General features: G+C 54.2%; 9 protein-coding genes. 2 read left to right on the plus strand and 7 right to left on the minus strand.

Annotation, left to right across the window (positions count from 1 at the left end; genetic code table 11):
- Position 1 precedes the first annotated feature (1 nt).
- A complete protein-coding gene (locus SIB66_RS01120) occupies positions 2-3,016 on the minus strand; it encodes an alpha-mannosidase (RefSeq protein ID WP_063407303.1) in 3,015 nt (1,004 codons plus the stop codon).
- Between the two features lie 63 nt (positions 3,017-3,079).
- Here SIB66_RS01120 and SIB66_RS01125 point away from each other — a divergent pair, with 63 nt between their 5' ends.
- Both SIB66_RS01125 and SIB66_RS01130 read left to right on the plus strand, forming a co-directional pair.
- The gene (locus SIB66_RS01125) at positions 3,080-3,199 is read left to right on the plus strand and encodes a photosystem II reaction center protein I (RefSeq protein WP_074160162.1); all 120 of its coding nucleotides are present in this window, start codon (positions 3,080-3,082) and stop codon (positions 3,197-3,199) included.
- 105 nt (positions 3,200-3,304) lie between these two features.
- On the plus strand, positions 3,305-6,532 hold the full coding sequence (locus tag SIB66_RS01130) for a DUF3769 domain-containing protein (protein ID WP_063407304.1): 3,228 nt from the start codon (positions 3,305-3,307) through the stop codon (positions 6,530-6,532).
- 9 nt (positions 6,533-6,541) lie between these two features.
- Here SIB66_RS01130 and SIB66_RS01135 read toward each other — a convergent pair whose 3' ends face one another.
- The 6 genes from SIB66_RS01135 to glyA all read right to left on the minus strand — a co-directional run bounded on the left by SIB66_RS01135 (position 6,542) and on the right by glyA (position 12,975).
- Entirely contained in the window at positions 6,542-6,997 is a 456-nt protein-coding gene (locus SIB66_RS01135; RefSeq protein ID WP_236070369.1) for a pentapeptide repeat-containing protein, read from the minus strand.
- 96 nt (positions 6,998-7,093) lie between these two features.
- Positions 7,094-7,726 (minus strand): 3-isopropylmalate dehydratase small subunit, encoded by a 633-nt coding sequence (locus SIB66_RS01140; protein ID WP_063407306.1) that lies wholly within the window; start codon positions 7,724-7,726, stop codon positions 7,094-7,096.
- Positions 7,726-9,159: a 3-isopropylmalate dehydratase large subunit gene (leuC, locus tag SIB66_RS01145; protein WP_063407307.1), complete on the minus strand. Its 1,434-nt coding sequence runs from the start codon at positions 9,157-9,159 to the stop codon at positions 7,726-7,728. The genes SIB66_RS01140 and leuC overlap by 1 nt, the downstream gene beginning before the upstream one ends.
- Before the next feature lie 25 nt (positions 9,160-9,184).
- Positions 9,185-10,456 carry a competence/damage-inducible protein A gene (locus SIB66_RS01150; protein WP_063407308.1) on the minus strand — a complete coding sequence of 424 codons (1,272 nt, stop codon included), beginning with the start codon at positions 10,454-10,456 and terminating at the stop codon, positions 9,185-9,187.
- Positions 10,449-11,597 (minus strand): MraY family glycosyltransferase, encoded by a 1,149-nt coding sequence (locus SIB66_RS01155; RefSeq protein ID WP_063407309.1) that lies wholly within the window; start codon positions 11,595-11,597, stop codon positions 10,449-10,451. Before SIB66_RS01155 ends, SIB66_RS01150 begins: the two co-directional genes overlap by 8 nt.
- Positions 11,598-11,685: 88 nt before the next feature.
- Positions 11,686-12,975, minus strand: a complete 1,290-nt coding sequence (glyA, locus tag SIB66_RS01160; protein ID WP_063407310.1) for a serine hydroxymethyltransferase — start codon at positions 12,973-12,975, stop codon at positions 11,686-11,688.
- Positions 12,976-13,067 lie beyond the last annotated feature (92 nt).

Below are 13,067 nucleotides of genomic sequence, written 5' to 3' on the forward strand. Positions count from 1 at the left end.
ATCAATCGACACGCTCAAGCAATAGTTCTGCCAACTCTCCAGGCTTCAGCTCTACAGCTTCGCCGAGACAGGACTCGTGAGCGCTACCAACCCGCCAAGTCTTCCCTACGGCCCAAGACTGGCGTGTTGCACCGGCATTAAGCACGCTGAGCTTCAGCTGCCTTACTTCGGCATACGTCACAGCCAATGGAACCAGCTTTGAAGGCAGCGACGGCAATCCTGGCCATGACACCTTGAGATCAGAAGGCCCCAGCCAGCCCGGCTCTCGAAAAGCCAACGCTGCCTGAGGCACAGCCTCCCGACTCCAACCATTGGGAACAGGCATCAGTGCTAATCGCTGACGATGCCAACCCCGATCAGCCGAGGGATCTGGCCAGGTAGCCCCTCTAAGCAGAGAAACACCAAGCCTGTCTGGGCACACATGAACGCCCTGAGGTCCATCCAATAACACCGCAAGGCCACCACCCGGCGCCGCCGACTCGCTCGCCAACCAAGAGATCAAAGGGACCTCCCAACGTGCTTTTTCCCTAGCCGTCATAGCTTCAGCAGGCCGTTCAATGACTCCACCGCTGGTATCCGCCGCCCATCTCACCGCTGAGCAAGCCAGGGGAACCTCCAAACGCAGTAGCTCATGACTTTGACGCCAATCCACGCCTAGACGCAGCTCGAGCCAGGGGCAATCAGCTCTCAGCTGCACATCAAGGCGCAGAGCACTGCTCCCAGCCCAACCTCGCAAGACCAAGCGCGCTACAAGAGGTCCGTACTCCACCAGCTCCATCGAACCATTCCAGTTCAGAGCCAATGGATGCTGGCGATAATCTGCCGCCAGATCCCAGGCGTCCCAAAATTCGCCACGATCGCGAAAAAGCCCCCAGATCAGCGGTCCTGCTAACTGAGGTGTCCCGTTCCGATCCCAAAGTTGCTGCAAGCCTTCGGCACCAAAATCAGCTTGCAAAAGGCCATTACCAATCCGCCAACCGCCTTGATCAAGGGGCTGAATCTGCACAGCCCCACGAACAGGTAAGCCATCAACAACATCTAAGGCCTTACTGACACAACGCTGAAGCGGAACTGCTGTCACCCCTTGCTGCACAGGCAACTGCACCCAGGTTCCGCCTCCCTTGGCCTCTTGGCATGGAAGCTGCCTACCGGCGCTGCCCCATTGATCTCGTGGCAATCTCAGCACAGGCGACCAACGCTGTAGTGGCTGTAGACCCATCCAGACCCAGCACCCACCCGAAGACTCTTGATCGAATCGATCGGAGCAGGACACCCCACTGCGAAAAAGCTGCTGCAGATGCTGATCGCGGCTCCGCCTTGATTCACGACATGACGATCGCCAGACCGGCTCAGCCTGCTCAAACACTTCAGGAATCGATGTGCCTGGAAGGATGTCGTGAAATTGCTGAAAGAGCAAAGGCCGCCAATCTGGCAATGAAGATGCAGAGGTTCCAGGAACGTCAGCCCTATCGCCAAGCTGGCAAGCAAGCAAAGCTATAGCAAGGTCTGCTTCCCTCAAAAGCCTTTCAAGGTGTCGGTTTTGACGCTTCTGATCGGGACGGGTCGTCGCACAACCGCGATGAAGCTCCAAATAGAGCTCATCACGCCAAACCGGCAAAGTCGCAGCATGAGCTTCAAGCGTCGCAAGGTAAGCCCTTACTGTGCCCGGCCTCTGGGGTAAAGCCTGAGGATGATCCTCCCAAAGCTGCAGCTGCTCTAGCATTTCTGCAGTGGGGCCACCTCCATGGTCGCCAACTCCCGGAACCCACAAAGCCTCTTCAACAGCGGTAGACGCCTGCCAAGACCGCTGCTCGCGAAGCATGGCCATCGGATTCCCATCAGTGCCAATTGGCGGAAGCATCAGCGCTAGGACCTCAGCCTGACCACGACTGCACCAACGAAACAGTCGATGCGGGAAGGGATTACTGGCATTCCAGGCCAATTTATGGGTGCAGAACCAACGGATTCCTGTCTGGGTAGCTACCGCTGGCAAACCAGCGGCAAAGCCAAAGCTGTCTGGAAGCCAGGCCAACTGATGGGACCACTCCGGAAATGCTGATCGGCTGTACTGCTGTCCAAGCGTGAACTGTCGCCAAAGCGAAGCAGTGCTCACCAGCACACAATCAGTCTCGACCCAAGGGCCATTGATCGGCTCCCAACGACCTGCCCGACTTGCATCCTGAAGCGCAGCAAAAAGAGTTGGACGGTGATGTTCAACCCACTGATAGAGAGCTGGCGAGGAGTGGCTGAAATAGAAATCAGGAAATCGCTGCATGAGGTGCAGCACAGAGCGGAACGTGCGCTCTGCCGCCTGCCAAGTGTCAGCCACTGACCACAGCCAGGCCAAATCAAGATGGGCATGGCCGATCCAATGGATCAGCCCCGGCGGCTGCGCTGCATTGCGTAGTTGCTGGTCGACAGCCACGGTTGCCTCCTGACTGTGCGGATCCAGCTCAAGCCAAGCCTCCGGCAACACCTCTCCCAGCTCTAAATAGAGCGCCAGCGCTTCAGGCAGCAGAACCTGATCTAGATCCACTGCACCGGCCCTGGGTTCCAGCACCAACTCACTGTTGATCAACGCGCCATCGTCATGGCTAGGACTCCTCAACTCCAGCAAGACTGTTAAAGGACGCTCCCAACAGATCGATTCAGGAAGGCTCCACCGACAAGTGGTATCGAACAGATCCCCCTCATGCACCAACACACCATCCACCCACAGCCGCATCTGATCAGCCCACCAACCCAAAACCAGCCGCAAACAACTTGCTTGAGCTTTTCGCCAGTTTTCAGGACAAAGGATCTCCTGCTGCAATTGCAGCCATACTCCGCCTCGAGGCCAGACCAATAAACCCCTGGCAACCCAGTCGGGCCGATGGATTTGAGCCCAATCATCGTGAAGCAGAGACAGCCGGTCACGGTCCCCTGCGCGATGCCAACCTGGCTTGAGATCCCACCGATAGCGACTTCGAAAAGTTTCAATCCACGCCAATCGTTGGGCTTGAAGCTGCTCCTGCATCCCTAAGTGCCCTCTATGCCCCATAAGATGTCATCGATGTACTAGAAGCTGAACGGTCTCTCCATGCTCGCCCTCAAGCTCTCCGTTTACTCGGTCGTCTTCTTCTTCGTAGCGGTTTTCGTCTTCGGCTTCTTGGCCAGCGATCCTTCGAGGACACCAGCCCGTAAGGATCTCGAAGACTAAAAGCCTTTGCAAGCGAAACTTCTCGGGTCACGCAACACACTGGACTGAGGCCTGCTCAGATCTTCCATCAATTATGGGAAGATCAGCTGCCCCAGCTGAAGCCTATTGGCGGCGAACAGTCCCCCAACCCTTCTCGTTGGGCTCTTACTTGCGACAGGGTTAATCCCTGCTGAAGCAAATTCTCAGTCAAGCAACTCATACAAAGAAGGCACCTCCTCGCCCACCCAAGCGGCTCCCATCGCACGATCAGGGGGTCAGTTGGGCCAATCAACAGGCCTTCAACGCCAGCCCAGCCTTCCAGAACAATCTCCCGAACCTCCCCGAGAGCTCAAACTTCGGGCTAACCGCCAACGATATGACGCCCGACAAGAGCGTTTTATCGCTGAAGGTAACGTCAAGGCCGTTCTCAATGGAGGCGTCCTTCATGCAGACCGCATTGAGTTCGACAGCAACTTCAACACCCTTTATGCAAGGGGTAGCGTTAATTTCCGCAAGGGATCTCAGTACTTCCAAGCCAGTTCCCTCCGCTACAGCCTGATTCAAAAAGAAGGGGAGCTTGAGGACGTCTATGGCGTTCTAGATCTCGACAGCGCAGCAATCGACCTTGGCCCCAATTCACTCGATGCAGCTCAGATCCCACAAAGCCCCTCAAAGCCACGACGACGCCTAGCAATACAAGAAAGTGAAAGCCTCGGATTCCCCACAGCTTTAGACGTTGAGTTAAACAGCACCACCGCTGGAGCTATCAGCAACCAGACCGCTTCAACAACGATCTGGAATCAAAGTCTTGCCCAAAACAATCAATGGGTCCAGCTAGATCAGCCACCGCAATCGTCCGAGACATCTCTAAAAGACGCAAACAATCAACCAGGCATGGCCTGTCCACCTGTGCTGCCGCCGATACCAGATTGGCATCCCCATCCCTGGGCCGTAACGGCTTGGGGTGGCCAGATGATTGATTCAAATTTTGGAGACACCTTTCTGTTCAATGGCCGAATGAGGGAGGAATATCTCCTGGGCCTGGGTCTGCAGAAAAGAATCGCTCGTGCAGGCCCCTTCGCTCTTGAACTAGAAGCAGACCTCTTTGCTCACCATGCCAACCAACAAGCTGGAGGAGCATTCAATCAATCAGTACCATTTGCAGACACACCTGCCCAGAGCTTTGGTGAAGGTGTGCTGGGTATCGGAGCACGGCTATGGGTGCAACCGTGGTTGAGTTTTGGCGTGATCGAGGGAATCAGCTTCAATACTGCCTATAGCAACTATGAGAAGACCTACCGCGAGAACTATGCAAAATTGCTCAACTATCTGAGCTTTGAGCTTGAAGCCGCAGTCTCACAAGAACTCTCTCTTGTGGGACGCATTCACCATCGCTCAGGAGCCTTCGGCACCTATAGCAGTGTAAAGGAAGGAAGTAATGCTTACCTTGTTGGCTTGAGATACCGCTGGGGCCAAGACAACACAGCACCGCAGCAAGTTGACGTTCCGCCACCATTGGGTTGTCCTGACCCCGATCGTGCTAATCGAACAACTCGCCAAGGGCTCCAAGAGACCCTTGAGTCGATCACCCTTGGAGAGGGTGACCCTAAAGCCCAAGCAGAAGCTCTCCCTCTTGGCACCAGACCTCCCCAGGCTGTTGCCACGCGACAAAGACCCGCCCAGACGAATTCATCGACGCTCTCTCCAGCAGAGCAAGAAGCATTGCGCGCCAAGGCAATTGCAAAGATCGATCAACGTATTAGCAGCATCGAGTTCCAACAAGCTCTCACCATTGAGAGGAGACAGGGCGTTGGTAAAACAACAGGCAATCTCGCAGAGAAAAACAAATACGACGGAGTTCGCGCTTCTCAGCTCAAGCAACAGGGAGCTAGCAAACTCATCACTGGTTCTATCAGCCGCTGGCGGATTCAAGCTGCCAAGGTCACGATCAGCCCAGAGGGATGGAAAGCAGACCGCATGGGCTTCTCCAATGATCCCTATACACCTTCTCAAACGAGGATTGATGCCGAAGATGTGATTGCCACTGAAGAGCCTAATGGAGACTTTGTGATTCAAAGCCGCCGCAATCGACTCATTGTAGAAGAGCGTTTTCCGATACCAGTCTCCAGAACCCAAACCATCAAAAAACAGGAAGAGGTTGAAAACCGTTGGGTATTTGGCATCGACAATGAAGACCGAGACGGTTTCTTTGTTGGCCGCGATCTAAAACCTATCGAGCTAACAAAGAACTACACCCTTTCCCTCCAGCCTCAATTCCTTCTAGAGCGAGCCATCGACGGAGAGACAAAAAGCTACGTCGCTCCTGGCAGCTCGATTGACAGCAAAAAAATAACCCAGCCAATTACGGCCGCTGATTTATTCGGCCTAGAAGCAGAACTAACTGGGAACACTTTGGGGTGGGATGTTGATATTAATGCTGATATAAGCACCTTCAATCCATCAAATTTTGCCGATGGAAGCCGTTACTGGGGTGATTTTAAAAGGAACTTTGAGATCCCCTGGATTGGATCTTTGCAGGCCAACCTTTTTGCGGCTTATCGCTACGAAGCCTGGAATGGATCCCTAGGAGAAACGGATATTTATTCAGCATATGGAGCTTTCCTGCAAAAGAAAGATGCTTGGTCATGGGGCAAACTTTCTAACAACTACCTCCTTAGAGCTGGCGTAGGCAACTATCAAGCAGAAGAGTTCAAAAGTGAAAATCTGTCAGACCTCTGGCGCGCTAATTTCTACGGTTCACTAAACAGTAGTTATCCACTATGGATCGGCAAACATGCTGCTCTAACACCTGAAGCAGCTTACCGCTACTCGCCTATAGCAATAGTACCTGGGCTTAGGTTCAACACTAATCTCAAAACAACCTTTGATGCCTATGGCGATGGAGAGCGAAAAGCCACCATTGGTCTAACCGGAGGACCAGCCCTCACACTTGGGACATTCAGCAAGCCCTTCTTAGATTTTACGCGTTTATCTATTAGTGGTGGGGGCACTTTAATTCAAGGCTCTAGCCCATTTAAATTTGACCAAAATATTGATCTTGCCACCCTAGGGATCGGCCTAACGCAGCAAATTGCGGGGCCTTTAATTCTTAATACCGGTGTCGCTTACAACGTAGATCCTGATTCACCTTATTACGGTGACATCATTAACTCAAACATCGAACTGCGCTGGCAACGTCGTTCCTATGACTTCGGTTTCTACTTCAACCCCTACAAAGGCATCGGCGGCTTTCGTTTCCGTCTTAATGATTTCAACTTCACCGGCACCGGCGTACCTTTTGTTCCCTATACACCCATCAATCAATTCGATCAATTTGAAGAACACCTCTTCTAATTCAGTTGATCAAGGAGCACCCCCATAAATCAAATGACTACCGGTTAAATCAGCACCGGCAAACTGCATTCCTTCCGTACGCACATCTGGCGAATAAGCATTGATCACCACAGCCTCACGCAAGTCTGCACGCCGCAAGTCTGTCCCACTCAACTCAGTATTCGTAAGCACGGCCCTATTGAGCTGAGCATCATCCAAGCGAGCACCACTTAGATCAGCACCCTCAAGATTCGATCCCTCAAGACGAGCGCCCCGCAGATCAGCATCACGAAGGTCTACACCAATCAAATGAGCATCACGGAGGTCTACCCCGCGCAAATCACAACTCCTACACGCTCCGAATTGGTGCAACTGCTCCATCTGTGTTGTAAAAGGCTCAACATTGAGCGACACAACTGGCGCCGCAAATGCTGGAGGAGCTAACAGAACGAGCACCACAGTCCAGATGTAACGGAGAGAAACCATGACCAGCTCGCTTTCTCTTTTCATAGACACGCTGCAAATGATCTGCCGCAGCAAATCACTAAAAATTCAATCTTCCGTTTCCTCAACAAACAACCTTCAATGCAGAGACGCCACAAAATCATTGAGGTATGGGAGGTCTGCCATCGTGCGCTTTAGGGCTGCGTCCTGAGCCACCAACTGCGATGTAGCATCCCAGCGTCCGCTAAGCAGCATCTCGCGAGGGCCAGACTCAATCTGTAAATCCCATGAACCCGCAGCACTCGTCAACTGCTGAGCCTGAAGATTGAAGACCCAGCTCTGCGACGGTTCCGCTTCTACCGCCTGCTGCAAGGCATCAATCTGAGCAAAGGCAGCAGTTGCACATGGGATTCCCAGCGCTAGACAGTTGCCATAGAAGATTTCAGCAAAGCTCTGTCCAATCAGCGCACGGACACCCCAGCGCATCAAAGCTTGAGGTGCATGTTCACGACTAGAACCACAGCCGAAATTATCATTAACAATCAAGATCGAAGCCCCCTGATGAACCTTCAGGTCGAAGGGATGTGAACCAACCATTTCCAAGCGATCATCCTCAAAAACCTGATCTCCAAGCGCCTCGAAACTCACACATTTAAGAAACCGGGCTGGGATGATCCGATCCGTGTCAATGTCGTCACCACGCAACATCACGGCACGGCCCCGAACCTGGTCTATAGGGCCATGAGGGAAAGGTATAGCCTCAATCGTCATTACTGGAAGCTTTGAGAAGGAACAGTGTTGCTGATTAGCTTGCGCACATCGGTGACCTGGCCGTTAATGGCAGCAGCAGCCACCATTGCGGGACTCATCAACAAGGTGCGGCCTCGGGACGAACCCTGACGCCCCTTGAAATTCCTGTTACTGGAACTTGCACTGATCTGACGCCCCTCAAGACGATCAGGATTCATTGCCAGACACATGGAACAGCCTGGTTCACGCCATTCAAATCCAGCCTCCCGAAAAACACCATCAAGCCCCTCTGCTTCCGCAGCCCTGGCAACTTGTTCCGACCCTGGCACCACAAAGGCCTTTATACCTTGTGCTACATGGCGGCCCTTGGCAATAGCGGCAGCAGCCTTTAAATCACTAAGACGACCATTGGTGCAACTGCCAATAAAACAAACATCAACTGGAACCCCTTCAATCGCCCTTCCCGGCTCCAAATCCATATAGCGACAAGCTTCCTCGGCGATTGGACGTTCACTTGGCTCAAGCGAATCCGCAGTCGGTACCGATTCGTCTACAGCAATGCCCTGACCAGGAGTGATGCCCCAGGTCACCATGGGCGCAATACTGGCCGCATCAAACGTCACCTCATCATCAAAAACAGCATTGGGATCACTGGCCAAGCTCCTCCACCAGGCCACTGCCCGATGCCAAGCCTCCCCAGTAGGCGCATAAAGCCGTCCTTGCAAATAGTCAAAAGTGACCCCATCAGGATTGACATATCCGCAGCGGGCGCCTCCCTCAATCGCCATATTGCAGAGGGTCATGCGTTCTTCCATGGAGAGCACATCAATGGCTGGTCCGGCGAACTCATAGGCATAGCCCACGCCAGCTTTGACCCCAAGGCTTCGGATCACATGAAGGATCAAATCCTTTGCATGAACACCGCAACCAAGCTGACCGTCGACCCAGATCCGACGCACCTTGAGCTTATTCATGGCAAGACTCTGACTAGCAAGCACATCCCGCACCTGGCTGGTGCCGATGCCGAACGCAATGGCGCCAAACGCCCCATGGGTGGACGTGTGTGAGTCACCACAAGCCACAGTCATGCCCGGCTGGGTCAGCCCCAACTCAGGAGCTATCACATGCACGATGCCCTGACGACCACTGCCAAGGCCGCAAAGAACAATCCCGTAGTTGGCACAGTTTCGCTCCAAGGTGCTGAGCATCTCCTCAGCCAAAGGGTCAGCAAACGGACGCTTCTGACTGATCGTCGGCACGATGTGATCAACAGTCGCCACGGTGCGCTCAGGGCACCGCACCGGCAAATCCTTGTCCTGCAAAGCAGCGAAAGCCTGCGGGCTGGTGACCTCATGGATCAAATGCAAACCCACAAATAACTGAGTGGATCCACCAGGCAGTTCAGCCACCCGATGGAGATCCCACACCTTGTCGTAGAGGGCGCCGGAGCTCAAGGTTCAGAGGCAGTAGCCGAAAACCTTAGCTCCCATCCAGCAGGAACCTGCGCAGCCGATCGAGACTGCGAACCACACTCAGCTCCTGAATTGCCAACCTTCCACGACGAACACCGAACTGCACAGGGCTTGCATCACAGCCATGCGGTCCAGCTACTGCGATATGCACTAACCCAACAGGCTTGGCCTGCGTACCACCGCCAGGGCCTGCCACACCGCTCACCGCAATGGACCAATCTGCCCCCAGCCGTTGACGCGCGCCTTCAGCCATAGCCCGCACCACAGGATCAGAAACTGCACCGTGCTGATGTAAAAGGTCTGTGGATATCCCCAGTAGGGCTTGCTTAATGGCATTGCTATAAGCAATGACCCCGCCAAGAAAAACCTCAGAAGCTCTCGGAACAGCAGCCAAAGCGGCACCAACTCCGCCACCTGTACAAGACTCTGCCACTACAACTGTCTCACCTCGTTGACGCAACAAATCCAGCACAACCGAAGCCAAGCTCTCATCATCCGAGCCATAACAGAACAAGCCGGTGCGATGACGGAGCTCTGCATCCACTGGATCCAATAGCTGCCTCGCTTGCTCCACCGTTGCCCCTCGGGCCGTGATCCGTAGTTTCACCTCTCCCAGGCCGGCATAAGGGGCCACTGTTGGATTGCCCTGCTCAAGCAAATCAACCACCTCTTCAGCCAGCGTGGATTCAGCAATGCCTGTAAACCGCAACAGCCGACTCACAAAGATGTCAGCCACTCCTCCGTGCTGACGCAGCCATGGCACGGCTGTCTGGGACCACATCTGCTTCATTTCAGAAGGCACACCCGGAAAGGTGAGCACAGTGAACCCCGGCCGAGGACACCAGATCATCCCAGGCGCAGTGCCGGAAGGATTTGGAAGGATTTCAGCTCCACGAGGGAACAACGCCTGTTTGCGATTGCTGATTGCAGAAATGCTGCCGCCAGCAGTGAGCTTGGCCTGAATCTCGAACCAAAGTTCTGAACGTTCCTCAAGCGGCGTATCAAAAGCAGCCGCCAAAGTTTCAGTAGTCAAATCATCAGGCGTTGGTCCTAGGCCACCAGTGGTGATCAGAATCCGACTGCGATCAACAGCCTCCAAAACTGATTCTTTGAGACGTTCAACGTTGTCTCCTACAACAGTTTGCCTGTAATGAGGGAGCCCCAGAGCAGCCAGCTCCTCAGCTAACCAACGAGCATTGCTGTTAAGGATGTTGCCAAGCAACAGCTCCGTGCCAATGCAAAGGATCTCAACACCATGCCTAGCCGAAGCTTCAGCCATGACCATCGCGATAGACGCGTGGATCACTAGGAGCTGCAAGGGGGCTAGAAGGGTCTACGAAGACACCTTCAGCACTACGTTGACGACGGCTGATCACGACTGTCGCCACGAGAATGGCTGTCGCTAAAGCCAGCCACAAAAAACGCATTTCAGCATTGGCCACCACGAGAGCCAATGCTGCTAGCCATTGTGTAAACACGTAGATCAACAGCACCGTTCGGCGATGACTGAAGCCTGCGCGCAGCAGACGGTGGTGAAGATGGCGACGATCAGGATAAAAGGGAGAACGGCCTTCCCGCAAACGCCCCATAATCACTGCCGACATATCAGCCAAAGGCAGAGACAAAATCAACAGTGGCAGCAACAGACTGACGGTGGTGAGTCCCTTGGCTGGTCCCACGATGCTGATTGCTGCCAAGGTAAAGCCAAGGAAATAGGAGCCGCCATCACCCATAAAAATGCGAGCTGGATTGAAGTTATGGCGCAGAAAACCAAGACAACAGCCCGCCAAAGCAGCTGCCAGAAAACCTGCAGCCACTTGATGAAGTGAAAAACTGACCGACACAAGACCAACAGCGGCAATCCCAGCCACTCCTGCCGCCAGACCATCAAGACCATCTAGCCAATTGATGGCATTGGTAATACCCACAAGCCACAACAGCGTGGCAGCAAGGCTAAGCAAATCCGGCAAGGCAATTAAAGAAGAAGAGCCTTCCCCCAACCAAGGCAACTCAATCGTTCCAATACGTACCCCCTGAGTCCACATCGCAAACGCAACGGCCACCTGTCCTGCCAAACGAGGCCAAGGAGACAAAACGAACAAATCATCTGCCAGGCCAATCACAAAAAAGCAAAGAGCCCCCGCCAGCGTGGACCAGATCAGCTGATCCTTCGCAGGCGCAAGCAAACCAAACCCCCCCAGCCCCCATGTCACTGCCAGAGCCAAACCAAATCCCACCACCATGGCGATGCCACCAAGACGCACGATCGGAGTGCTGTGCTGCTTGCGGGAATCAGGCTGATCAGTGAGACCGAGTTGAAGGCCTAGCGCCCGCACGAGTGGGACAACCAAAGTGGTAAGCACAGCAGCCATCACGAAGCTCGCCGTAGCAAAAGCAAAGGGGCTGCTCGCGAGAGTCAAGTTTGCTCCTGTAGCAAGCGACCTAAAGAAGGGCCGATTGAATGAATCCTAGGCAGAGCAAACCTGTGATTCCAGAGAGAAGGGCCAGTCAAGCAAGCGCTGGCTGGAGGGCACCCCTGTAGAGAGGGAAACGGCCACAAAGTTGTCTCACCTGTTCCAAGCACTGCGCCTTGATCGATTCATCTTGCGGTTTCAGCAAACGATCTGCAATCACATCAGCAACCTCGCGGAATGCCTCATCATCAAAGCCACGAGTTGTGAGGGCTGCCGTGCCCAAGCGCAGACCACTGGTCACAAAAGGCGACTCAGGGTCAAACGGCACCGTGTTCTTATTGGCGGTGATGTTTACGTCACTGACAAGCAAATCAGCAGCCTTCCCGGTCATCCCAATGCTGCGCAGATCCAGCAAGACAAGGTGATTATCTGTTCCTCCACTCACCACCGCAATCCCGCGCTCCTGAATGCGACCAGCAAGAACCTGGGCATTCGCCACCACCTGGCAGCTATAAGCATGGAACTCTGGCTGAAGAGCTTCTCCTAAGGCCACAGCCTTGGCTGCGATCACATGTTCCAAAGGGCCGCCCTGACTGCCAGGAAACACTGCCTTGTCAAACTTACGCCCAAAGTCCTCATCCCGACAAAGGATTAAGCCACCTCTTGGGCCACGCAATGTCTTGTGGGTGGTCGTCGTCACCACATCACAGTGGGCGATAGGACTCGGATGGACCCCGGCCGCAACAAGCCCGGCAATATGTGCCATGTCCGCCAACAAGTAAGCGCCCACCTCATCAGCGATGCTGCGAAAAGCAGCAAAATCGATCGTGCGGGGATAGGCCGAGTAGCCGCAGATGATCAGTTGGGGACGCTCTTTCAGGGCCAGCTGACGAACAGCCTCCATGTCGAGCTGCTGACTATCACGCTCCACGCCGTAATGAACGACCTTGAACCACTTGCCGCTGACATTGACAGAAGAACCATGAGTGAGATGCCCCCCATGGGATAGATCCATCCCCATGATGGTGTCACCAGGCTGCAACAGCGCCAGGAAGACGGCGAAGTTGGCCTGCGCGCCACTATGAGGTTGCACGTTGGCCCAAGCCGCACCAAAGAGCCGCCGAGCACGCTCGATCGCCAACTCCTCAATCGCATCGACATGCTCACAACCGCCGTAATAGCGCTTATGGGGAAGACCCTCGGCGTACTTGTTGGTGAGCACAGAACCCTGAGCCTGCATCACAGCTTGAGAAGTGAAGTTCTCACTGGCTATCAGCTCTAGATGGGTCTCCTGACGTTGCCTCTCCTGATCGATCAAGCCTGCAATCGCCGGGTCGGAATCCGTCAGGGCAGCATTAATAGAAGCCAAGAAGCGATCCGTCATTTACAGAATCCAACAGTTTTCGGATCGTAGGCAATGGTTCTTCACGTCTTAGGAACAGCCCTTAGCCCTAAGACCGCCGCCGGAACCAAGTG

Source organism: Prochlorococcus sp. MIT 1318 (assembly GCF_047304505.1).
Taxonomy (GTDB): Bacteria; Cyanobacteriota; Cyanobacteriia; order PCC-6307; family Cyanobiaceae; genus Prochlorococcus; species Prochlorococcus marinus_D.